Consider the following 25,442-nt stretch of genomic DNA (forward strand, 5'->3'; position numbering starts at 1 on the left):
AATATTACTGGAAATCAAAATTTCCAGTAATATTTAATTTATAAGAAACTATATTACACAAAATTATCTACAGTCTCGAAAAACTTCACTAGGAATTTCTAGTGAAGTTTTTATAAATTTTACTCAAGTATCAATTAATACATTCCATGTTGATGCATATAGTTATAAATCTTTTCACCATGTTCTTGTTCTTCTTTTTGTATATGGTTTAGTACTTGCCTTGCATTAGTATCTCTAAATTCAAAAATTGTTGTGTTATATGTTGAAGAAACAAATTTTTCTCCAGATAATGAATCTTGGCATAACATTTTATCATGGTTAAAATTACTTTGCATTTGTTGAGCTGTTATTCCAGTAGCATTTTGTTGTTGTGGTTGAGAAGTTTGTTGTTGATTTTGAGTTTGCATAGGTTGTTGTTGTTGTTGTTGTTGTTGTTGTTGTTGTTGTTGTTGTTGTTGTGCACCTTGAGCAGCATTTATATTTGGAACAGTTCCAGATAACATTTGATTAATTGTATCTAAGTGCTGCTGTTCTTTTTGAGAAAGCTGAGTGAATAATGTTTTTAATTGGGGATCGCAAGCCTTTTCAGAATATTCATTGTATTTTTCAATGCATAATTCTTCATGGCTTTTTTCATCTTGTAATAGCATTCTTTCTTTTGCATTTAAATTTAACATAAAAACACCTCCAACTTTAGTTTTATAAAAAATAGAGATAATATTCATGTTTTAATATGTTATGAAGATAAAAATATGTTGGGTAAAATATGATATAATTATTATATATGAATTATTATGATGATTTTTAGTTAGTAATAAATAAGGGATGGTAATAAATAGTATGAATTTAGAGATTAGCAAAATAAAAGCAGTGATATTTGATATGGATGGAGTAATATTTGATACTGAAATGGTATATTTAAGTGTATGGTCAGAAGTATTTGAAAAATACGGATATAAAATGACAAAGGATATATATGCATCGGTATTAGGAACAGGACGTGAAAATGTAAAGAAAGTATTCCTAAATGCATTTGGAGATGAATTACCAATAGATGATATGTATATAGAAAAGGATGAAAATTTAGCTATGGCTATAGAAAAAAGAGTTCCTTTAAAGAGTGGAGTTCATGAAATTCTAAAATATTTAAAAAATAATGACTTTAAAGTTGCACTTGCAACATCTGCTGTTTCAGAGCGAGCATTTAAGCAATTAAGACAAGGAAATATTGAAAAATTTTTTAATGCTGTAGTATGTCGCGATGAAGTTAGAGAAACTAAGCCTAATCCTGAGATATTTTTAAAAGCTGCTGAAAAGTTAATGGTAGAACCAAGTGAATGTATTGTAATTGAAGATTCAAGTGCAGGAATAGAAGCAGCATTTAATGCAGGGATGATTCCTATTCATGTTGTAGATTTAAAAGAAGCAGATGAAAATATTTTAAAAAATTGCTATAAGAGCTTTAACAATTTAAACGAAATAAGAAATGAGCTAGTTAATATAGAATAAAAATTTCTGATTAATATTAATAGTAATAATGTTTTTGGTGAATACTATTTATATAATTTTTTTATATAAGGAGTATTTTTAAATGGAAAGAGAACATTATATGGTAAATGGGATTGCAAATGAAAATATGAAAACACAAATAAAGAATGCATTAGAAAAAATAGAAGGTGTAGATAATGTTTGTGTAGATATGGCACGTGGAAGTGTTGAAGTAATTTATAATAAACCAGCAACAGAGCAAGAAATAAGAAGTTGCATAGAGAATACTGGACATAGAGTTGAATAAAAAAGAAGAATAAAATGCTGATAGGATTAGATAGCTTATCAGCATTTTTATTTTGATTCATTATATTTATAGAAAATATTGTAAAATAAGAGGTAGTAATGATAAAATTTAATTATATAAAAGGAGGGAGAAATATGATATTCAAAAATAAGTATAATGAGGTAAGAAGTGGCTGGAAAATACTTTTAGTATTTATACTTGCATATGCTTTAACCTTTGGAGCCACTATGTTATTTGGGGTAATAATAGGTATTTTTCTTTTATCAAATGGAAATACTGATTATTTAATGAATTTTAATGTAGATTCAACTACACAATATGAATTGATTTTTCAACTTACAACTTCGATTAATAATATATTATTTATTTTATCTTGTATTATCATATGGAAATTATTCGAAAAGAAAAAGATCAGTAAGATGGGTATAACATCTATTAAAAAAGGGTATAAAGAACTAATAGTAGGACTAGCTTTAGGGGCAGTTGCTATGAGCATAGTAGCAATAGTAATAATTTCTATAGGTGATGTTAGTTTAATAAATCCAATTAGAAAGCCTCAAATAACAATATCGCTATTATATGGATTAATAGGTTTTATATTTGTTGGTTTTGGAGAGGAAATATTATCTAGAGGATATATTATGTCTGTATTAAAGCAAACAAGAAACAAATGGATAGTATTGATAGGTCCAGCCTTAATATTTGCTGCATTACATTTAGGAAATAATGGGATAGATTTATTATCGTTTATTAATTTATTTTTAGTTGGCGTATTATTTGCATATATGTTTATGAAATCTAAAAGTCTTTGGATGCCCATAGGATATCATATAACTTGGAATTATTTTCAAGGATATGTTTGGGGATTTGGGGTAAGTGGAATTAGTGTAAATGGACTATATAAAGTGGAGAATATAAGTAACAATATAATAAATGGAGGCGCATTTGGACCAGAAGGGGGAATAGTTGTAACTATAATAACCTGTTTAACATTTTATTTTGTATATAGATATTATAAAAATAATGATGTTGATGAGTTTATGAAAATTAAAAATAAAGAAGAATTAAAATTAAATTAAAAAATTAGCTGTCACATTAAATGGAATTTTTATGTGACAGCTAATTTTATTTTTGAATAAAATTTTCTCTAAATTCAAGTGGAGTTTTTGCGGTTATTTTTTTAAAAACAGTACTATAATAGCTTTGATTATTAAATCCTACAGATAAAGCAATATCTAAAAGTGATAAGTTAGGATTTTTTAATAGTTCTTTACTTTTTTCTATTTTATAAGAATTTAAGTAATTTATGAAAGTAGAGCCTGTCTCTTTTTTAAATATGCTACAAAAATAGCATTTATTAATATTTAATTCTTTACAAAGATCATCTATAAAAATTTCTTTAGTATAATTTTTTTCTATATATTCAATTGCGCGCATAACACAAGGGGAGTTGTTTTTAGTTATACTATGAGGACAAATATGCTTATCAATAATAAAAGAGTAAAAATTTAAAACATTATTTAGTGTTGAAGTATTTATACATAATATATCTTTTTCAAAGTTATAATCACCTTCAATTGTATACGGACCAATTAAAATATACATTTCAGTATCATTATAATGGCTAAACATTATACAGCTGTATTTTATATTGTGGCAAAGATCTAATTTTAAAATTCCAGGTTTAAAACTATGTTTTTTTATTTTATCAATGGCTTTAGGCGTATAAAATGAGTTTTTTATATTTGAATCGCTTTTATAAGTGGAAATAACATCAAAGTTATTATTTAGAACAATCGTAGGTACAATTAAACAATTAAAAAAATTAGTAAAAGCATTACTTAAAGTCATATTAGAATAAACCTCCTTGTTTAATAATTTAGAATATTTCGAGAAACTATAAATTTGCTTAATATACATAAAAAATGTTTTAAACAAAATATAGTTAAAAAATATATAAATATAGTTAAAATGTTTTTTTGTAAAATATGATAATATATAAAAAGTAAATGATAATCAATATCAATCATTATGAAAGATATTTAATGATATGTCAATGTAGATAAATAGATAAAATAAAATTTTAGGGGGATATAATTTATGTTAAAGAAGAAACTTTGTACAATGTTAGCTGCAATAATGGTTACAACTACAGTATTAGGGAGTAATATACAAACTGTTGGAGCAACAGTAATAGATAGTGAAGCAGTATTAACTATTGGTGAAAAAGTAGAAAATGGAACATATGAAGTAGATAATAAAGTTCTTAAAGCAAATTCAGAATCAGAAAGTAGTATGAAGAATTATATAGAAAGAAAATCTACTATAAGGGTTGAAGATAGTAAAATCACAGTAACTATTAAATTTAATGAAGCGGGAATAGATGTTATAAAAGAAGTACATGGAGCTACTGTTGATGGTGAAGAAATAGAATTAATAAAAAATGAAGATGGATCAATTAGCTTTATAGTTCCATCAATAGATTCGAAAATTAATATTGATGTAACATATGAAGTTAAAGCAATGAATTGGGTTCATAGAACAACTTTTGACTTAGTAAATGATACAAGTTCAATACCTACGATAGATGATTCTGTAAATGGTGAAACACCTGAAATACCTGAAACTCCAGATAATGATAATTCAAATAATAATGGAAATACAGGTGGTGAAGAATCAGCAGTTTTAGAAGATGGAACTTATATGTTAAATAATTCAACTTATAAAGTTGGAACAACTCAACAAAGTATGGCTAGACAGTTTATAGAAGATAAAACAGTTGTAACTGTAAAAGATGGAAAAATAGTTATGACATTAAAGTATAAGGGGCTTGGGTTAACTGGAATAAGAAATACTAATATAAAGGTTAATGGAATAGCGACTAATTCAATTATAAATGAAGATAAATCAGTAACATTTGAAGTACCAACAATAGATGCAAATGTTGAAGTTGAAATGGATATAAATGTTGAAGCTATGGGATTCAGTGAGGTTCAATCAATTGACTTTGTGAACGATATAGATTCATTAATTAAAGTTGATGATAATGAATCAGGAAGCAATGGAGAGCAAAATAAGCCAGATGATGAAAGCAATAGTGGAAGCACTGGAAGTGAAGGTTCAAATAATAGTGGTTCAAATAATGGAACAACTGAAGAAAAAGGAACAAAAGTTTATACAGGTAAAAATGAGGTAACTCATGAAAGTGAAACTGGATTAAGTATGGCAAGAAAAGCGTTAGAAGAAACATTAAAAGTTGAAGATGTAAATGGTAAGAGATATGTTACATTAACATTTACAGCTATGGGATCAACAATGATGAAAGATCATACAGTATATGTTAATGGATCAAAAGTAGATGCAACTAAAACATTAAATGGTGAAGTTGTTAGCTTAAGTTTTGCTGTTGGAAGTCTAAATGATTCGATAAAAATTTCTGCATTTGTTTCTATGATGGGGGGGAATGTAGAGTTTGGAGTTAAGGTATTAAAAGATACATTAACATTAGTTACAGATAATACAACAAACAATGGAACAACAGGTGGAACAACAACTGGAGGTTCTTCTAATAATGAGAGTACAAGCAATGGAACAACAGGAAATAATACAACAACTACTGAGGAAGAAAAAGTTACAAAAGGAAAGTTATATTCTATTAAAAACAACGTAACTCATGAAAGTGAAACGGGAAGAACAATGGCTAGAAAGTACTTAAATTCTACTTCAAAAGTTGAAGAAATTGAAGGAAAATATTATGTAACTTTAACTTTCACAGGAGCCGAGTTTATGCAAAACCATGAAATTTATGTAAATGGCAAAAAAGTTACTGTAACTAAGACTACTAATGGAGATTCAACTAATATTAGATTTAAGGTTTCAAGCTTAAACGATACTATAAAAGTAAAAACTTATGTAGTTCCAATGTCTAGAGAAGTTGAGTTTGGGGTTGAGTTATTAAAAGATACATTAACATTTATTAAGGAATATACAGTAGATACTCTACCACAAACTGGTGCAGCAACTAGCTCGGCGGCAGTAGCTGGATTAGGATTACTTTTAACATCAGCAGGAACAGTTTTAACAAAAAAAAGAAAGTAATTTAATTGGAAAGTATGTAATATCTCAGGGGGTAAAGAAAATAGTTTCAACTATTTATTTGCCTCCTAATTTAGTTTTTATTTTGAGGAGAAGAAAGCAATGAAAATATTAAATAAAATTAAATTAATGGCAATAGCAGTACTGACTTTGGGAATATTTTTTATTTTAGGAAGCAAGAGTACATATGCTACAGCAATTAATATTGCAAGTGGAATTTATGAAGTTGAAAATGAGGTTTATCATGAATCTGAAACTGGAATGGCAATGTCAAGAACGTATCTTTTACCATCAATGAGTGTTGAAGTAACAAAAGAACATATAATTTATACTATAGGTTTCTCAGGCAGTGATTATATGGAAAATTACAGAATGAAAGTTAATGGAGAAGAGGTTCCAGTTGAGATATTAGAAGAAAATACTCAAGAGGGAATTGTTAAATTAAAAGTTGAAGTTGATAAAGTAGATGCTGATATGGATGCTATTATTTATGTTGGACCTATGGAAAGAGATGTTCAATTTAAGGTTATACCTAAAATGGACACTTTAACTTTAGTAGAAGCTATTGAAGACGAAGTTGAGGATATAGTAACAGAAGAAGCAGCTTCGGATGAAAGTGAAGCTGTTTCTTCTTATGAAGAAGATTTAGCAGTAGTAGCTGAAAAAAAGGAAAATAGTAATTTACCTTTGCTTATAGGTGGTGTAATTGCTGTAGCTGTAATTGGAGCATTAGTAATTACAAAAGTAAAGAAAAAATAATTAGTTATAAAGTAAGTTGTAGGAAGGTTATACATTATGAAATATAAGAGAATTATGTCTATGATAGCAACAGGAATTTTGATGTTAAATTTAGTAAGCTGTAGTTCTGATAATAATGAAAATAAAGATGTAGCTATGGAAAGTGGTGAAGAAGTAGTAGTTGCAACCTCTGTTGCTGTAACAGAAATATTAGATGCTTTAGGAGTTAAGGTTTCAGGAGTACCAAAAACATCATATGAATTACCGAAAAGTACTGAAGGAGCAGTTGAAATTGGAAATCCAATGAGTCCAGATTTAGAAATAATTAAATCTTTAAATCCAACTATAGTAGTATCAGTAGATACATTAGGTTCAGATTATATGAATTTATTCACAGAAAATAATATACCAAGTCAATTTGTTTCTTTAGAAAGCTTAGATGGATTAAAAGAAGCAATAACTATTTTAGGGAAAAAGTTTGATAAAAATGATGAAGCTAAAAACCTATTAAAGGAAATAGAATTAAAGGAATCGGAAGTGAAGAAAAAAGCAGAAATTCTAGAAAATCCTGAAATTTTAGTTTTATTTGCAGCACCAGGTTCAACTATGATAGCAACATCAAAATCTTATATTGGAAGTTTAGTTAAAATGGTTGGGGGAAAAAACATAGTTGAAGATAATAGTACATCATTTACAACTTACAATAAGGAAGATTTAGCTATGCTTAATCCAGAAAAGATTTTAGTTATGGTACATGCAATGCCAGAAGAAACTAAAGCTGCATTAGAAAAAGAAATGTCTACTGATTCAGCTTGGCAAAATATAAATGCAGTAAAAAAGGGAAATGTAGTATATTTAGATACCACTTATTTTGGTATGAGTGCAAATCTTAAAGTTATTGAGGGATTAGACGTGTTAAGTGATATAGTTCATGGTGATGGAGAATAGTTATGAAAGTTTCGTATAAAAAATTTAAAGTATTATTTATAATAATATCACTGTTAATACTATTAGCTACTGTACTTGTATCATTAAAATTAGGTAGTGTTAATATTACATTTAATGAACTTATAAGTGGGTTATTCTCTGGACAAACAGATGGAAATATTGGAATAATAAAGGATTTAAGAATGCCGAGAGTAATTATTGCTGTATTAGTTGGAGCTAATTTAGCAATAGCAGGAGTTTTGTTGCAAGCAGTAATAAGAAACCCATTAGCAGACCCATATATAACAGGAATATCTTCTGGTGCTTGTGTAGTAACAGTTTTCTTTATGGTATTTGTACCAAGTGTTACTAGTTTGAGACCTATATTTGGTTTCTTTGGTGGGTTAGTTTGTTGTGTAATTATTTATTTTATGGCATATAAAAATGGATTATCTCCAATAAGAATTGTATTGGCTGGGGCAGCTTGTAATGCATTATTAGGTGGATTTTCATCAATGATAACAGTTAGTGCGGGGCTTGGATCTGGTAATATTCAAAAATGGATGATGGGAAGCTTAGCAACAGTTAATTGGAGTAATGTTTACATATTATTGATTTATTCAGTGATAGGAATAATTGCAGCATTAGTATTGAGTAAAGTATGTAATATATTAGTCCTTGGTAGTAAAAATGCAAGGAGCTTAGGATTTAATTCAGAGTTATATATGATAATAGTAACTGCTGTAGCTGTATTTTTAGCAAGTATATCAACATCAATTGCCGGAATAATATCATTTGTAGGATTAGTTGTTCCTCATGTTTGTAGAATTATAATAGGATCAGATCATAAATACTTAATTCCTTTTAGTGGGATAGTAGGAGGATTTTTAGTTTTATTTGCAGACACTGTTGGAAGAATGGTAATGCGGCCTAATGAAATACCAGTAGGGGTTGTAACAGCCATATTTGGAGCGCCATTTTTCTTATATCTTTTAAGAAGGAGTGACTTAAAGTAATGATAAAAGCAAAGGATTTATGTTTCTCTTATGATAAAGAAAAAAAAATTATTAACAACTTAAATGTTGAAATAGAAAAAGGAAAAATAACAACTATATTAGGTCCTAATGGTAGCGGAAAATCAACTTTATTAAGTATATTTGCAGGATTAAATAAACCATCCTCTGGGGAAGTAACCATTAAAGGTAAATCTATAAAGCTATTAAAACAAAAGGAGTTAGCAAAAGAAATCGCCACAGTTCATCAACAAAATACAGTTCCAAGTGATATTACTGTAAAAGAATTGGTATCTTGTGGAAGAATTCCTCATAAAAAGTATTTCCAAGGAAATAATGAAAATGATGCTCATATAATAGAATGGGCAATAAAAAGAACTGGACTTGAAAATTTAAGCCATAAAGCTGTTATGGGAATGTCGGGTGGAGAAAGGCAAAGAGCTTTTATTGCCATGGCACTAGCTCAAAAAAGTGAAATTTTATTTTTAGATGAGCCAACTACATATTTAGATATTTATCATCAAGTTGAGATATTAGAGCTTGTTAAAGAGCTGAATAAAGAAAGTAATTTAACTGTTGTTATGGTATTACATGATATTAATCAGGCTATAAAATATAGTGATAATGTAATAGTAATGAAATCAGGACAAGCTATAGCTAATGGTAGATCAGAGGAAGTTATAAATATGAATCTACTTAATGATGTATATAAAATTGGTGGATTTATCAGTCAAATAGAAAAAGAAACTATTTTTGTTCCATTGAAATTATAAGATTAATAAAGGGTGATATTGATATGAAGAATAGTAAAAATAAGATATTAGCTACTGCTGTTTGTGGGGTTATAGTAAGTTCTATTGGAGCAAGTTTTATAATTGGTAATAAAAAAGGGGCAAAGGCAGAATTACCACAAGATATTGAAAAGATTGAAATAGATAATGATGAGGTTGTTTCTGAAGAAATAGAGATAGCTGAGGAAAATATTAAAGATGAAGTAGAGAGTTATACAAATGATAATAAAGAAATTATAGATAATAATCAGGAAGTATTATCAAATAGTAACAATGTTGAAAATAATAATGATAGTAACACAATTAGTTCAAGCAATGAAGTTCATACTCAAAACACACAAAATACTACTGTAAATAATACAAGTAATAGTACATCTAACAATATTATAGTTGAAGAAGGAAAAGGTGAAATAAGTAATAGTGGAAATTCTAATTCAACTACCAATGATGTTGTAGAAAGTACATCTAAATATAAGGATGGTACTTATTCAGGATCAGCATCGGGCTTTGCAGGTACGTTACAAGTCAATGTACAAATATCGAATGATGTAATAACAAGTATCATTGTTACTAGTCATAATGATACTCCAGGTTTTGCTGATATGGCAATAGAACAGATACCTAGTAAAATACTAGAAATTCAAAGTACTAGTGTTGATGTAGTGTCAGGGGCAACATATACTAGTAAGGGAATTATTAATGCAGTAAGTGATGCGTTAAGTAAGGCTTAGTTTTTTTGTATAAAATGTAATAAAAGAATATTAGTTAATAAAATTTATAAATTGTGAAGTAATTTATAGTTAAGGGCCTTACAGCCAGTTAAGGAGTTTAATTTAGCTTATTATAATTAAACTCCTTAATTGGCTATTAGGTCCTTAACTTTTGTTTTACTTTGAAATATTATTTAATAATCAATTTTGATAATGGTATTTATTATATGCCACAAATATGCCACAGTTATGCCATGATTTTACGGAGATTTTATTTCTACAAAACTATAAAATTTAAATATAGAATAAATTATTAGGAGGGGAATAAGCTTGAGGAAATCTAAAATAAAACATATAAGATTAACAGTACAAATAATAATGTTAATTACTGTTACGATAGCTGCTTTAAATCATTATTTAAGCACAATAGGAATAGAAATACCATGGATATCGGAAGCATTATTTCATTATATTTGTCCAGTATGTGGAGTAACTAGTATTTATCAGTTCTTTGCATCATCCACTCTTTTAGTAGTAAAGCTTAAGAGTGCTCTTGGAATAATAATAGGATTAGCAATAATGTCAGCAGTACTTTTTGGACCAATTATTTGTGGATTTATTTGTCCATTTGGAGCAATACAAGATTTATTATCAAGATTAGGGAAAAAGATATTTAAAAGAAAATATAATACATTTATTCCAAAGAAAATAGACAGTAAGCTTAAATATTTAAGATATGTTGTATTAGTATTAACAGTGATTTTAACCGCAACTTCATCAGTTGCATTATTAGAAGCAATCAATCCTTATCATGCATATTTATCAATATTTAATAGAAAGTTTACTGTCTTGGGTATTATAGGATTTGCTATATTAGTATTAATAATAGGTTTATCATTTTTTGTGCAAAGACCGTGGTGTAGATATGTATGTCCATATGGAGCATTTTTAGGATTATTTAATAAGATAAAGGTTTTTAGAGTGTTTAGAAATAAAGGAACATGTATAAGTTGTAAAAATTGTACTAGGGAATGCCCAATGGGAATTGAGGTACATAAAAAAGAAGAATTAAGAAATTTAAGTTGTATTTCATGTATGGAATGTGTAGGAGATAAAGTATGTCCAAAGGATAATACAATTTCATTTACTTCAAAGGATAATGAAGAAGAGAATACAGATAATTTATTAAGTAGTTCTGTAGAAGATAATAATATAAAAGGTGATAAGTTCTATCTTACTGATAAAAAATAGAGGGAGTGGGTTAAAATGAAAAATAGTAGAAATAAAATTGTGGCAGCAGCTGTTTGTGGAGTTATTACAGGCGCTGTAGGAACTAGTGTAATTGGCAATTTTCAAGCAAATAATCAAATTAATTCTCAAGTAGCTAATAGTAACAATATTGACTCATTTTCTAATGGAAGTAATGGCTCAAGTGAAAGTTTTACACAAAATTATGGAGGTAGACAGGGAAGAGGTGATGGTGGTAAGGGCAATCATCATAAAGGAGAAGTTTCTTTAGATAGTACAGAAGGTGTTAATGTTACAAGTGGACAATATGACGATGGAACTTACGCTGGAACTTCATCTGGATACTCTTCAGGATTAAAGGTAGAAGTAACCATATCAAATGGACAAATTTCAGATGTCCAAGTAGTTAGTCATAATGAAACACCAGGATTTTGTGAGAGAGCCATTGAAACTGTACCATCAGAAATAGTATCATTGCAAAGTATAAATGTAGATACGGTATCGGGTGCAACATATACAAGTGTAGGAATAATAAATGCTGTAAATAATGCTTTAAGTAATGCGCAAAATTCTTAATAAAAATAATGTTACTAAGGTTAGAGAATGAAATAAATACTTTGAGATAAGTTTATATAGGAGTGATAATTATATGAAAGATTTTTTTGAAAAAGAAGACTTTATATTTAATACCAAAGTTAATCAAAAGATAATCTATAGTGAAAATGGAGAAAATAAGTTATCTGAAGTAGAGAAAATAGCAGATAAAGCAACTTTAATAATGAATGAATTTGAAGAAAAATTAAGTTTTTTTAAAGAAAACAGTGAGATAAATATATTAAATAAAAGTGCAGCTAAAGGGTTTACAAGAGTTTCAGCTGATACTTTTAAGATATTAAAAAAATCAGTTTATTATTCTAAATTAACTAATGGTATTTTTGATATAACTATAGCTCCTTTAGTTAAAGAATGGGCAATTAATAGTGATAATCCTAACATTTTAAGCAATAAGAGGGTTAAAGAATTACTTAGTTTGGTTGATTATGAGGATATTGTATTAAATGAAGTTAATTCATCAGTTATGTTATTAAGACAAAATCAAAAAATAGATTTAGGAGGTATCGCAAAAGGATATATTGCAGATAAAATAATAGAATTTTATAAAAATAATAATATAGAATCAGCTATAATAAATATAGGTGGAAATATAAAGGTTTTAGGAAGAAAAAATAAAGAAGAATTATGGAATGTTGGAATATTTGAGCCTAAAAAACATAGTGAAAATATTATTTGTTCTGTTGAGGTTGAAAATAAATCAATAGTTACATCAGGTGGATATGAGAGGGCATTTGTATATAATAATGAATTATATTGTCATATATTAAATGCTAAAACTGGTTATCCTGTTAAATCTGATTTAAAATCAATAACTATAGTAAGTACTTCATCTATTGAAGGTGATGCACTTTCCACACCATTATTTATTATGGGAAAAGATAAAGCTTATGAATTTATGAAAAAAAATAATATTAGTGGAATAATGGTTACAGATAAGAATGAAATAATACTTACTAAAGATTTATTGGAAGGATTTAAATTATTTGAAAATTATAAGGTATTAGCTTTTTAAAAATAGTAAAAAATTAAAATAAGGGCTCTTATATCAAAGTCTGATATAAGAGTCTTTGCTTTATATTAAATTAATATAGTTAAAAATTTCTAATTAAATTAAAATAGTATTAAGTGAATTTAATATATTTATAGGGAGAAATAAGAATGGAAAAATTAATATATATTGCTGATGATGAAGCAAATATAAGAAGATTAGTTAAGACTTTTTTAGAAAGTGAAGGATATATAGTTAAAGATTTTGAAAATGGAGATTTATTATTAGATGAATTTAAGAAGAGAAAATGTGACTTAGTAATTTTAGATATTATGATGCCAGGTTCTGATGGATTTGAAGTATGTACAAAATTAAGAGAAAAAAGTATAGTTCCAATAATTATGTTAACTGCAAGAGATAGTGATATAGATTATATAACTGGTCTATCATTAGGAAGTGATGATTATTTTACTAAACCGTTTAGTCCAATGGCTCTTGTTATGAGGGTAAAGGCTATATTTAGGAGAATAGATTTTGAGAAAAATCAGAAAAATGAAGATAGTAATAATTCAATTTTAGAATTAAAGTTTGGTGATATAATTATTAACACTAAGAGTAAAGTTGTAAAACACAATAATCATGAGATGGATTTAACACCCAATGAGTTTAATTTATTAAGTTATCTTTTTGAAAATAAGGATAGAGCTGTATCTAGGGAAGAGTTGTTAAACAAAGTATGGGGATATAATAGTGAAGTAGAGACAAGAGCTGCTGATGATACAGTGAAGAGATTAAGAAAAAAAATATTAAATACTAAGGTTTCTATAGAGACGGTTTGGGGATTTGGATTCAGGCTTAAGGAGAATTAATATGGCTAAGGGAAATAAAAGAAAAAAGAGTATAAAGACAAGAATACTTATAAGCATATTAAGCATAGTTGGAATTATTATAATTGGAATAGCCATATTTTTTAATTTATTAGTTAATAAATATATAAAAACTAGCTCAAATCAAAAGTTAAATGAAGCAAGAGAAATTATTTCAAGTAATGAGGGAACTTTAGGCAATGGAAAGCAGTGGAATAATCATCCAGAAAAAAATCGATTATTACATGGAAATTTAGGTAACTTTCAAGAAAAAGTTAAAAAGGCAAAATATCAAGCTGGTTCTCAAATAATTATAGTTAATTCAAATTATGAAATAACATTTCCTACAGCAGATTTTGATTTTTATGATGAAGACGATAGTTATAATGAAGTCTATGAAGAAATAATAACAGAGGTAAGGAACCATAACATAAATCTAAACTCAGAAAAAAATAATAAAATAACAACTAATAATGGAACTTATTATATTAGTCATGAAAAAATAAGTAATTTAGAAAGTGAAGAAGAGTATTACTTAATATTATATATAAATATAAGTGATATTTTAATGTTTGCCAAAGAAATTAATAGTGTATTAATTTTAATAATGGTTATTGCAGCTATAATTGCAATAATAACAGCTATCATACTTTCTAATAAAATTGCAAAGCCAATACAAATATTAGGTAAATTTGCTAAAGAAATTGGAGAAGGTAATTTTAATACATGTAAACATGATTTTGAAGATAGAGAAATTGATGAGCTAGTAAAAGTTATGAATAAGAGTGCTGAAGAATTAGATAATTATGATAAAGATCAAAAGGTCTTTTTTCAAAATGTATCACATGAATTAAGAACGCCTCTAATGTCTATTAAGGGATATGCAGAAGCTATAAAATATAATGTGCTAGACAATAAAAGTGCAAGTGAAGTTATATTAGAGGAAAGTGATAGATTAATTGAATTAATAGAAGAACTTTTATATGTTTCTAAAATTGATAATATAACAAAGGATTATATACTAGGTGAGTATGATTTAAGAGAAATATTATCAAATTGTACTGCAAAACAAAAAGTGAGAGCCATTAATCTTGGAATAGAATTTATATATGACTTTGACAAAGATCCTGTTTTATTTAAATGTGATGAAAAAAGTATTTATAGAGCTTTTTTAAACATAATTACTAATGGTCTTAGATATGCAAAAAGTAGGATAGTTATTGTATGTAAGAAAAAGGAAAATGGAATAGTAATTTCTATAGAGAATGACGGTGAACACATAAAAGAAAAAGATTTACCTTATATTTTTGAAAGATTTTATAAAGGAGACAAAGGAAAGCATGGAATAGGATTATCTATAGTTAAATCTATTATAAATAAGCATAATGGAGCGGTATATGTTAAGAATATTGATGATGGAGTAAGGTTTAAAATAATATTAAAGATATAGAATATATTTGGAAATGTAAAAGTAATCGCAAATATAAAATGGTATTTAACCCAACAACTCACTAGTGTAAAAGTATAGACTTGATAATTGGGGTATAGCACTATTTTTATAGAATATAAAATGAAAGCTATAAAGTATATCCTGTATGTGGGGACTTTGGGATATAATGATTTAATAGTGCAACCGACTATAATACTTTATTAAAGGATTATAGTCGGTTTTATAATTTTATATTTGTTAAAATAAAAACAATAGGAAAAGGTGAAATTACAAATGAAAAGAATTCTAAAAAGTAAAACCTTAAGTTTTCTTTTTACATTTATATTTATGTTAGCATATATTGTGCCAAGCATGAATGTATATAGTGGAGAAATATTAAGTTATTTACCTACAGGATTTACTAGTGTAGCTATTGGACAAGATAATGCACAAAATGGAAATGCTAATTTTGACAAAGATACAAAAGTATTAACTGTAAGTGGTTCAGGTACACAAATAGGTAAAGATCCAGGAGCTAAGGATAGTTATCAATTTGTAAATTATAAAGTAACTGGGGATGTTACTATAACAGCTAGACTTGCTGATTTTGATTTTACTAATGCTCAAAACGGACAAGCAGGAGTATTTATACGTAGTACTAGTGATACTGATAATGCAGATTATTTTGGTGTTTATGTAGATCCAAGTATGGATGCTTATAGATATGCATATAGAGATACTTCTGATTATGAATCAGAAAAAGGTGGTACTGGTGCAGAAAGTATTGAAGGATTAACTTCAAATAATAAAAATCTATATATAAAATTAGTTAAAAAGGGTCAAAACTTTAAATACTACATATCAGATGATCCAACTTTCCCAGCAGATAAGACTGTAATGAAGGGACAGGATATTGTTACTAATAACAATGAGTGGTATGTTGGATTTGCTGTAAATAACGGAAATAGCACATCAAATGCTATAGCACAGTTTGATAATATTTTAATAAATGATGGTACAGGAGTTTTATTTGATAGTAACACTTTTGTAGTTCCTAATTTAGGATATTTACCAGAAGGATTTGAAAATAGTGCTATTGGAAATGATGATATTAGTGCATATGCTAACTTTGATAAAGAAAATAAGAATTTTACTATTAATGGTTCAGGAACATATATAGGAAAGGATACTAATTCAACTGATAACTATCATTTTGTTAATTATAAAGTTGAAGGTGATGCTACAATAACAGCTAGACTTTCAGATTTTAATATGGATAATGCTAAGTATGGGCAAGCTGGTGTATTTATGCGTGCTGATAATACAAGCAATAATGCTGATTATTTTGGTGTATATGTAGAACCAAGTAAAAATCAATATAGATATGCATTTAGAGATAATGCAGTTGGAAGATGTGGGGCAGCAGCAATTAATGGTTTAACTGCAGATTCAAAAAACAATTATATAAAGATTGTTAAAGAAGGAAATGTATTTAGATATTATATATCAGAAGACCCAACCTTCCCAGCAGATAAAACATTAAGTAATGCTCAAACTGTAAATACAACTAATAATACTTGGTATGTTGGATTTGTAGTGAGCAATGCTGGAAGTGAATCACCAGCAGTAGCTACATATGATAATGTTAAAATTGAAACTGCAGATAAAATTTATTATGATTCTAATTTAGAAGAAAGACCAGTTGATACTGTAGAAAATATAAGTGCAGTGGCTGGAGATTCAAAGGTTAGTTTATCTTGGGATAATGTAGAAGGAGCAACTAAATATATAGTTAAGAGAGCTACAGCCATAGATGGAGATTTTGAAGATATTGCAACTATATCTAAAAATGAATATGTTGATACAGACGTTATAAACTTTACAAACTATTTCTATAAAGTTGTGGCAGCAAATGAAGATGGTGAGAGTAATGACTCACAAATTGTGAGAGCATTACCTAACAATAGCAATCCATTAAATCTTCAATATGAAGAAAATGCTGCAAAGTTTACCATGACAGAAGAGCCGAATGATACTGTATTTAATTCAAGTATAAAACTTTCAGGATATACAGATAAAGATGGAACTATAACAATAAAAAAAGATGGAAAAACTTTAGTTGATTCAGTATCAAAATCTTCAAATGAAATTTTTGAGCAATCAATTAAATTAAATCCAGGAAGAAATAATATAGAAATATATCAAACTACAGATGATGGAAAAACAACATTAAAAACTTATAATATAGTTTATTTAACTAATTCAGGATATAACATAGTTGTTGATAGTAAATATACTGGCAAAGATGGTGAATTAGTAGATGGAAAGCCAACTTATAGTACTGTTACTGAAGCTATTAATTCAGTAAGTAAAAAGAATACTGAAAGAGTAGTAATATTAGTTAAGAATGGTACTTATAAAGAAAAAATAACAGTTGAATCACCATATATAAGTTTAATAGGTGAAGATAGTGAAAATACTATATTAACTTACGATGCAGCAAATGGAACAATTGATCCAAGTACAGGAAAAGCTTATGGTACAAGTAAAAGTGCATCAGTAATAGTTAAGTCAAAAGCAATTGGATTTACTACTGAAAATTTAACAATAGAAAATTCATTTGTTGAGCAAGGAAATAATAACGAACAAGCAGTTGCATTAAATAGCCAAGCAGATGAAAGTATTTTTATAAATACAAGATTTATTGGAAATCAAGATACTTTATTAGCAGATGCAAGTGGATCAGTGCCAGCGAGACAGTATTATTACAAATGTTATATAGAAGGTGACGTTGACTTTATATTTGGACGTGCGCAAGCTGTGTTTGATGATTGTGATATTGCATCAGTAAATAGAGGGTCAACTACTAATAACGGATATGTAACAGCTGCAGATACATGGGATAAAGACAGTTATGGATATTTAATAATGAATTCAAGATTAATAGGTCTTGGGGATATAGCAGATAATACTGTTTCATTAGGAAGACCTTGGAGACCAAGTAGTCAAACTGAGCCTATGACACCAGCAGTTACTTATGTAAATTGTTATATGGGAGATCATATAATTACTAAGGGTTGGGATGATATGGGAGATTCATTAGCAGTTACAGCTGACTTTAATGAATTTGGAAGTTTTGGACCAGGTGCAAAATTAAGTGATACTAGAAATATTCTATCAGTTGATGAAGCTTCAAAATATACATTGGAAAGTGTATTTGCAACAGATTCAGCAACAGTAAATGGACAGGATGCATTTAAGGATAATTGGAATCCTCAATTAGAAACATCAAAGATTAATATACATGATTTATATGGTAAGGTTGTTTTAGTAGATTCACTTACATTAGATTCAAATGAAATAACATTAACACCTGGAGATACTAAAACAATAAATGTTGTAGTTGGACCAGAAGATGCAACTGATAAGTCAGTAACATTTGAGTCAGCAGATAATAATATTGCTACTGTTGATGAAAATGGTAATGTTATTGCTGTAGGGGTTGGTACTACAACAATAACTATAACTGCAGGAAGTGTTACAGAAATTTGTATTGTAACAGTAAATCCAAAGTTAATAGGAATGAATACTGTACCATCAATTACGGCAGAAGACTTAACAATAAAAGTTGGAGATAACTTTGAAGTTATGAATAATGTTACTGCAAATGATAAAGAAGATGGTGATATAACATCAAGTATTGAAGTTATAGAAAATACTGTAGATACAACAGAAGCTGGAACATATAAAGTAGTATATAAAGTTACAGATAGCCAAGGAGCAAGTGTAACAAAAACTATAAATGTAATAGTAAATCCAGTATTAGTAGGAATGAATACTGTACCATCAATTATGGCGGAAGACTTAACAATAAAAGTTGGAGATAACTTTGAACTTATGAATAGTGTTACTGCAAATGATAAAGAAGATGGTGATATAACATCAAGTATTGAAGTTATAGAAAATACTGTAGATACAACAAAAGCTGGAGAGTATAAAGTAGTATATAAGGTTACAGATAGTCAAGGGTCAAGTGTAACGAAAACTATAAAAGTTACAGTAGAAGCTAAGGTTATAGATTCAGAAATATCTAAGCCAGGAAATGATAATACTCAAGGAGATAATACTCCATCAAATGGAAATGACAATAATAGTACAAATAATACAGAACAAGATATTAATTTACCACAAACAGGTGGTACATCAGCAGTTGTTGTATTAGTAGTTGCAGTAGCAATTATAGCTGTTGGAACATTTATGTTTAAAAAGAAAAATAAAAAATAAATTGAAAAGAAGTTAATTAACTATTAGAATAGATTAATTAACTTCTTTTTTATAAAGTGAAATAATTATAAGTCATCTACATCTTGTTCTTCACCATATCTAACTGTACCTTCTGAACTAAAGCTATCATTAGGGTCTTTTTCTATAAAGTATCCATCATTAGGTTCCTTAGATTTTTTTGCACACTTTGTACAAGATTCCATTTGAACAGTAGTTAAATCATTTATTTTTTTCATTTTACTCATTATTAGGACTCCTTTATAAGTATCATTATATACTTAGTATTACTAAAAATAAGAATATATATTAAAATATATAATTACATTTTATGTATAAAAAGGTAAAATTAAATAAAAGGGGTTTGAGATGATTAAATGGAGGGTACAATGAGATTGATAAGATTAAATGATATAAAGGAATATTTACAGTCTTATGCAGATGCTATTTCTAATATATTAAAAATAGATGTTGAGATAGTTGATGAGAATTTAAATAGGATTATTGGAACTGGAATTTATGGAAAGAAAATTGGAATAAATATAAAAAAGAATGGATTAGTTTATTCAGAAACATTAAGAACGAGAAAGATGCAAGTTATTGAGAATCCAGGTAAAAATAAGTTATGTAAGAAGTGTATAGATAAAGATAATTGTTTAGAAAAAATGGAGATAAGCTATCCAATTTATTATGGGGAAGATACTTTTGGAGTTATAGGCTTAGTATGCACAACTGATAAGCAAAAACAAAGATTAAAGGAAAATTTTAATAGTATAATGGCTTTCATAGGGCATATGTCGGAATTAATTTCTGCAAAGATTATTGAGCAAAATGAAGAAATGATTCAGAGAAAAAATTTAGTGTTTCTAAAACAAATAATTAATTCAGTAAATGATGGAGTAATTGTTATAAAAAATAATAACATAATAAGTAGTATAAATCTAAAAGGAATAAAGGAATTAGCTCTAAATACCAATATTGTTGGGCAGAACATTAAAATAGAGTTAACAGGAGATTATTTTCAAGAATCACAAATTTATATTATAGAAATAAACGGAAAAAAATATGAGGTTGTTGGAAGGTTAATACCAAGTGCTATTAACTTGGAGGATTATAATAGTGTATTAATTTTTAATAAATTAAAAAAGATAAAGGAAGAAGCAATTACATTAACTTATGGAATAAATAAAACAAATATATTTTCAATTTTAGGTGACTCTAAAGAAATGATGATTTTAAAGAGTAAAATAAGAAAAATTAGCAATTCAACTTCAACTGTTTTAGTTACAGGGGAGAGCGGAACTGGAAAGGAGTTAGTAGCAAGAGCTATTCACTGTGAAGGAAATAGAAAAGATAAGCCTTTTATTGCAATTAATTGTGCAGCAATACCAGATACTTTATTAGAAAGTGAGCTTTTTGGATATGATAAAGGAGCTTTTTCTGGTGCAAATTCTAATGGGAGAATTGGAAAATTTGAATTAGCAAATAAGGGTGTTATTTTTTTAGATGAAATAGGAGATATGCCATTATACTTGCAAGTAAAACTATTAAGGGTATTGCAAGAAAAAACAATAGTAAGAATAGGGTCTAATAAATTAATTTCTTTAGATTTAAGAGTTATAGCGGCTACTAATAAGGATTTAAAAGAATTAGTTAGAAAAGGAAAGTTTAGAGAAGATTTATATTATAGATTAAATGTTATACCCATAGAAATTCCACCTTTAAGAGAAAGGAAAGGTGATTTAGAATTATTACTTAATTCATTAATAGATAAATATAATATTGAATTTAACAAATCAGTATATTTAATAGAAGATAATGTCTTAGAGATGTTTAAAAAGTATAAGTGGTATGGAAATATAAGAGAATTAGAAAATGTAGTTGAATTTATGGTAAATTTATGTGATGAAAGAGGTATAATTAACGATACAATGCTACCACAATCATTTATAGAAAGTTTTCATGAACAAATGGGATTAGAAGAAAAATATGATGATAGTATAAAAGAGATAATTTCATTAAAAGATATTGAAAAAAAATATATAAAAAAGGCACTCGAAATATATGGTGATACAACTGAAGGAAAAAAAATAGCTGCTAAAAAATTAGGAATTGGTATTGCAACATTATATAGAAAATTAGAATAACAATAAAGTTTTATCAAAATGATAAAATTTTATTAGTTTAATACAAGTAATTAGTATAATACTATGTTTACCCCAATTATCAAAATGATAATAAATTATCATTTTGATAATTGGGGTAAATTTTAATCTAAAATAAATAAAAAACTTATTCAAATAGCGTTGTTTTTAAGTGTATTTTTGAAAAAAAGTAAAATTTTAAATTAAAACTGGAAATATTTTGGCATGGTTATTGCTATAAATATTAGTGTAATGATTTAGTAAAAATTTTATTTGAAGTAGTGGGAGGGTATTATGGATTTTAAATCAATTAAGTTACAAGCAGAAGGGTATGAAAATAGTATGACTAAGTTCTTAAGGGACTTAATAGCAATACCAGGAGAAAGTTGCGGAGAAAAAGGTGTTATAAATAGAATTGCTGAAGAAATGGAAATGCTAGGTTTTGATAAGGTTGAAATTGATGGAATGGGTAATATCTTAGGATATATGGGTACTGGTGAAACATTAATAGGATATGATGCTCATATTGATACAGTCGGACTTGGAGAATTAAGCAATTGGAATTTTGATCCATATAAAGGATATGAAACTGATGAAGAAATAGGAGGTCGTGGTGCATCAGATCAACTTGGAGGAATTGTATCAGCAACTTATGGAGCAAAAATAATGAAGGATTTAGGCCTTTTAAGTGATAAATATACTGTATTAGTAACAGGAACTGTTCAGGAGGAAGACTGTGATGGTCTATGTTGGCAATATATATATAATGAAGATAAGGTAAGACCAGAATTTGTAGTAATTACAGAACCTACTAATGGAAATATTTACAGAGGTCAACGTGGACGTATGGAAATAAGAGTTGAAGTTAAAGGTGTATCTTGTCATGGATCTGCACCAGAACGTGGAGATAATGCAATTTATAAAATGGCAGATATACTTCAAGAAGTAAGAGTATTAAATGATAATCTTCATTATGATGAATTTTTAGGTAAAGGAACCGTTACTGTTTCTGAAATATTCTTTAACTCACCATCACGTTGTGCAGTAGCAGATATGTGTGCAATATCATTAGATAGACGACTAACAGACGGAGAAACATATCAATCAGCTTTAGAGGAAGTAAGAAATTTACCATTTGTAAAGAAATATAAGGCTGAAGTTTCAATGTATAAATATGAGAGACCAAGCTATACAGATCTAGTATATCCAACTGATTGTTATTTCCCAACTTGGGTAATACCAGCAGAAGCACCAGCAACTAAGGCTATGGTTGAAGCATATAAAGGAATGTATGGTGAGCCAAAGGTTGATAAGTGGACATTCTCAACTAATGGAGTTTCTATAATGGGTAGATTCGGAATACCATGTATAGGATTTGGACCAGGAAAAGAAGAGGAAGCTCATGCTCCTAACGAAAAGACTTGGAAAGCAGATTTAGTAAGATGTGCTGCGGTTTATGCTGCTATGCCAACTATTTATTGTAGAGAGAAATAGTTAAATTTTTAAATAATAGGAATAAGAGGAGAGATATAAAATGGGATTAATGGATAAGTATATTAAAAAATTAAATGAATTGAAATTTGAAAATATGTATAACGACGATTTTTTATTAACTTGGGAGAAGTCGGAAGATGAATTAAAGGCTGTTTTTACAATTGCTGAAGCCTTAAGAGAGTTAAGAAAAAATAATATTTCATCAAGAGTTTTTGATAGTGGTTTAGGAATTTCATTATTTAGAGATAATTCAACTAGAACAAGATTTAGCTTTGCATCAGCTTGCAATTTACTTGGACTTGAAGTTCAAGATCTAGACGAAGGAAAATCTCAAATTGCTCATGGTGAGACTGTAAGAGAAACTGCAAATATGATTTCTTTTATGGCAGATATAATTGGAATTAGAGATGATATGTATATAGGTAAAGGTAATACTTATATGAGAGAAGTGTCAGAGGCGGTTAGAGAAGGGCATGAAGATGGATGTTTAGAGCAAGTTCCTACTTTAGTTAACTTGCAATGTGATATAGATCATCCTACTCAAGTAATGGCAGATACATTACATTTAATAAATGAATTTGGTGGAATAGAAAACTTAAAGGGAAAGAAAGTAGCTATGACTTGGGCATATTCTCCTTCATATGGGAAACCATTATCAGTACCTCAAGGTGTAATAGGATTATTAACTAGATTCGGAATGGATGTTGTACTTGCTCATCCTGAAGGATATGAAGTAATGGGAGACGTTGAAGAAATAGCAATGAAAAATGCAAAAGAGTCAGGTGGATCATTTATAAAAACAAATTCTATGGAAGAAGCGTTTAAGAATGCTGATGTAGTATATCCAAAGAGCTGGGCTCCATTTAGTGCAATGGAAAAACGTACGGATTTATATGCTAAAGGGGATAGTGAAGGTATTAAAGCTTTAGAAAAAGAGCTATTAGCACAAAATGCAAATTATAAAGATTGGGAATGTACTGAAGAATTAATGAAGACAACAAAAGATGGAAAAGCAATATATTTACACTGCTTACCAGCAGATATAAGTGGAGTAAGCTGTGAAGAAGGAGAAGTAGAAGCTTCAGTATTTGATAGATATAGAACATCATTATATAAAGAAGCTAGTTTTAAACCATATGTTATTGCTGCGATGATTTTCCTAAGTAAAATTAAAAATCCACAAGAAACTTTAAAAAATCTTGAGGAAAAAGGAAAGGAACGTCAAAGTAAATAGATTAAAGAATAAAGGTATAACTGGGAACTAAGAGCAAAAAAATATTTTTACTTTTGGTTCTTAGTTTAATATTTAATTTGAGGTTAATTAATAATATTTGAAAAGGGAAGGAGTATAGGGATGGGAAAGAAAATAGTAATTGCTTTAGGTGGAAATGCCTTGGGTAATACCTTAGCAGAGCAGATGTTAGCTGTTAAATCAACAGCAAAGGCTATAGTTGATTTAATAGAAGAAGGGAACGATGTCATTATATCTCATGGAAATGGACCACAAGTGGGAATGATTAATAGTGCAATGACAGAATTTCATAAAACAAACAAAAAATATTCAATATGTCCTATGTCTGTATGTGTAGCAATGAGTCAAGGATATATAGGATATGACTTACAAAATTCTATAAGAGAGGAATTATTAAATAGAAATATAAATAAAGGAGTATCAACAATAATAACTCAAGTTGAGGTTGATCCAAATGATAGTGCATTTGATAATCCTAGTAAACCTATAGGTGCTTTCATGACAAAAGAAGAAGCAGATAGCATAATAAAAGAAGGAAAAAAGGTAATAGAAGATAGTGGTAGAGGATACAGAAGAGTAGTTGCATCACCTAAGCCAATAGGAATAGTTGAAGTTGAAACTATAAAAACTTTAGTTGGAAGTGGACAGGTAGTTATAGCTTGTGGTGGCGGTGGAATTCCTGTAATTAGTGAGGGTAATCACTTAAGAGGTGTAGGAGCAGTTATTGACAAAGATTATGCTAGTTGTGTATTAGCTAAAGCTATAGATGCAGATTGCTTTATTATTTTAACAGCAGTAGAAAAAGTAGCTATAAATTTTGGAAAGGAAAATGAAAAATGGCTTAGTGAAGTTAGTACAAATGAAATGAAGCAATATGTTGAAGAAGGGCATTTTGCACCAGGATCAATGAAACCTAAAGTAGAAGCTGGAATTGATTTTGCAGAATCTAAAGAGGGAAGATATGCATTAATTACATTGCTAGAAAAAGCTAAATCAGGTATAGCGGGTAAAACAGGAACGAAAATATATAAATAAGCTGTATTACAAAAGAGACTT

General features: G+C 28.2%; 22 protein-coding genes. 19 read left to right on the forward strand and 3 right to left on the reverse strand.

The features are described 5' to 3' along the window. Positions 1 to 134 precede the first annotated feature (134 nt). On the reverse strand, positions 135 to 677 hold the full coding sequence (locus I4V51_RS13570) for a spore coat protein (protein ID WP_195988972.1): 543 nt from the start codon (positions 675 to 677) through the stop codon (positions 135 to 137). 163 nt (positions 678 to 840) lie between these two features. On the opposite strand from I4V51_RS13570, the gene I4V51_RS13575 reads away from it, so the two are divergent. The 3 genes from I4V51_RS13575 (at position 841) to I4V51_RS13585 (ending at position 2,874) form a co-directional block, all read left to right on the forward strand. Continuing rightward, on the forward strand, positions 841 to 1,509 hold the full coding sequence (locus I4V51_RS13575) for an HAD family phosphatase (RefSeq protein WP_207745966.1): 669 nt from the start codon (positions 841 to 843) through the stop codon (positions 1,507 to 1,509). 82 nt (positions 1,510 to 1,591) lie between these two features. Beyond that, positions 1,592 to 1,795, forward strand: coding sequence for a heavy-metal-associated domain-containing protein (locus I4V51_RS13580; protein WP_195988973.1), 204 nt, complete (start codon positions 1,592 to 1,594; stop codon positions 1,793 to 1,795). Between the two features lie 134 nt (positions 1,796 to 1,929). Next, positions 1,930 to 2,874 carry a CPBP family intramembrane glutamic endopeptidase gene (locus tag I4V51_RS13585; protein WP_195988974.1) on the forward strand — a complete coding sequence of 315 codons (945 nt, stop codon included), beginning with the start codon at positions 1,930 to 1,932 and terminating at the stop codon, positions 2,872 to 2,874. 46 nt (positions 2,875 to 2,920) lie between these two features. On the opposite strand, the gene I4V51_RS13590 is transcribed toward I4V51_RS13585, so the two are convergent. Continuing rightward, positions 2,921 to 3,646 (reverse strand): AraC family transcriptional regulator, encoded by a 726-nt coding sequence (locus I4V51_RS13590; protein ID WP_195988975.1) that lies wholly within the window; start codon positions 3,644 to 3,646, stop codon positions 2,921 to 2,923. A 249-nt stretch (positions 3,647 to 3,895) separates the two neighbouring features. Between I4V51_RS13590 and I4V51_RS13595 the strand changes: the two genes are divergently transcribed. From I4V51_RS13595 to I4V51_RS13650, 12 genes are all read left to right on the forward strand, one after another. Continuing rightward, on the forward strand, positions 3,896 to 5,893 hold the full coding sequence (locus tag I4V51_RS13595) for an NEAT domain-containing protein (protein ID WP_195988976.1): 1,998 nt from the start codon (positions 3,896 to 3,898) through the stop codon (positions 5,891 to 5,893). 99 nt (positions 5,894 to 5,992) lie between these two features. Then, positions 5,993 to 6,649 (forward strand): NEAT domain-containing protein, encoded by a 657-nt coding sequence (locus I4V51_RS13600; protein WP_195988977.1) that lies wholly within the window; start codon positions 5,993 to 5,995, stop codon positions 6,647 to 6,649. A gap of 36 nt (positions 6,650 to 6,685) precedes the next feature. Next, positions 6,686 to 7,576, forward strand: a complete 891-nt coding sequence (gene isdE, locus I4V51_RS13605) for a heme ABC transporter substrate-binding protein IsdE (RefSeq protein WP_195988978.1) — start codon at positions 6,686 to 6,688, stop codon at positions 7,574 to 7,576. Positions 7,577 to 7,578: 2 nt separating this feature from the next. After that, the gene (locus tag I4V51_RS13610; protein ID WP_195988979.1) at positions 7,579 to 8,571 is read left to right on the forward strand and encodes an iron ABC transporter permease; all 993 of its coding nucleotides are present in this window, start codon (positions 7,579 to 7,581) and stop codon (positions 8,569 to 8,571) included. Continuing rightward, positions 8,571 to 9,341 carry an ABC transporter ATP-binding protein gene (locus I4V51_RS13615; protein ID WP_195988980.1) on the forward strand — a complete coding sequence of 257 codons (771 nt, stop codon included), beginning with the start codon at positions 8,571 to 8,573 and terminating at the stop codon, positions 9,339 to 9,341. Before I4V51_RS13610 ends, I4V51_RS13615 begins: the two co-directional genes overlap by 1 nt. Before the next feature lie 23 nt (positions 9,342 to 9,364). Continuing rightward, positions 9,365 to 10,090, forward strand: a complete 726-nt coding sequence (locus tag I4V51_RS13620; RefSeq protein WP_195988981.1) for an FMN-binding protein — start codon at positions 9,365 to 9,367, stop codon at positions 10,088 to 10,090. 309 nt (positions 10,091 to 10,399) lie between these two features. Further along, a complete protein-coding gene (locus I4V51_RS13625) occupies positions 10,400 to 11,320 on the forward strand; it encodes a 4Fe-4S binding protein (protein WP_243281514.1) in 921 nt (306 codons plus the stop codon). A gap of 15 nt (positions 11,321 to 11,335) precedes the next feature. Then, entirely contained in the window at positions 11,336 to 11,893 is a 558-nt protein-coding gene (locus tag I4V51_RS13630; protein ID WP_195988982.1) for an FMN-binding protein, read from the forward strand. A 73-nt stretch (positions 11,894 to 11,966) separates the two neighbouring features. Beyond that, entirely contained in the window at positions 11,967 to 12,944 is a 978-nt protein-coding gene (locus tag I4V51_RS13635; RefSeq protein WP_195988983.1) for an FAD:protein FMN transferase, read from the forward strand. 146 nt (positions 12,945 to 13,090) lie between these two features. After that, on the forward strand, positions 13,091 to 13,789 hold the full coding sequence (locus tag I4V51_RS13640; protein WP_195988984.1) for a response regulator transcription factor: 699 nt from the start codon (positions 13,091 to 13,093) through the stop codon (positions 13,787 to 13,789). 1 nt (position 13,790) lies between these two features. Continuing rightward, positions 13,791 to 15,236 carry a HAMP domain-containing sensor histidine kinase gene (locus I4V51_RS13645; RefSeq protein WP_195988985.1) on the forward strand — a complete coding sequence of 482 codons (1,446 nt, stop codon included), beginning with the start codon at positions 13,791 to 13,793 and terminating at the stop codon, positions 15,234 to 15,236. Positions 15,237 to 15,509: 273 nt separating this feature from the next. Next, positions 15,510 to 19,499, forward strand: a complete 3,990-nt coding sequence (locus I4V51_RS13650; RefSeq protein ID WP_195988986.1) for a pectinesterase family protein — start codon at positions 15,510 to 15,512, stop codon at positions 19,497 to 19,499. Positions 19,500 to 19,564: 65 nt separating this feature from the next. Here I4V51_RS13650 and I4V51_RS13655 read toward each other — a convergent pair whose 3' ends face one another. Next, a complete protein-coding gene (locus I4V51_RS13655) occupies positions 19,565 to 19,744 on the reverse strand; it encodes a hypothetical protein (protein ID WP_195988987.1) in 180 nt (59 codons plus the stop codon). Between the two features lie 141 nt (positions 19,745 to 19,885). Between I4V51_RS13655 and I4V51_RS13660 the strand changes: the two genes are divergently transcribed. The 4 genes from I4V51_RS13660 (at position 19,886) to arcC (ending at position 25,421) form a co-directional block, all read left to right on the forward strand. Then, positions 19,886 to 21,643 carry a sigma 54-interacting transcriptional regulator gene (locus I4V51_RS13660; RefSeq protein WP_195988988.1) on the forward strand — a complete coding sequence of 586 codons (1,758 nt, stop codon included), beginning with the start codon at positions 19,886 to 19,888 and terminating at the stop codon, positions 21,641 to 21,643. 291 nt (positions 21,644 to 21,934) lie between these two features. Then, entirely contained in the window at positions 21,935 to 23,134 is a 1,200-nt protein-coding gene (locus tag I4V51_RS13665; RefSeq protein ID WP_195988989.1) for a YgeY family selenium metabolism-linked hydrolase, read from the forward strand. A 40-nt stretch (positions 23,135 to 23,174) separates the two neighbouring features. Beyond that, on the forward strand, positions 23,175 to 24,368 hold the full coding sequence (gene ygeW, locus I4V51_RS13670; RefSeq protein ID WP_195988990.1) for a knotted carbamoyltransferase YgeW: 1,194 nt from the start codon (positions 23,175 to 23,177) through the stop codon (positions 24,366 to 24,368). 120 nt (positions 24,369 to 24,488) lie between these two features. Further along, positions 24,489 to 25,421 (forward strand): carbamate kinase, encoded by a 933-nt coding sequence (gene arcC / locus I4V51_RS13675; protein WP_195988991.1) that lies wholly within the window; start codon positions 24,489 to 24,491, stop codon positions 25,419 to 25,421. The last annotated feature ends 21 nt before the right edge of the window (positions 25,422 to 25,442 follow it).

Source organism: Clostridium sp. D53t1_180928_C8 (genome assembly GCF_015667795.1).
Taxonomy (GTDB): Bacteria; Bacillota; Clostridia; order Clostridiales; family Clostridiaceae; genus Clostridium.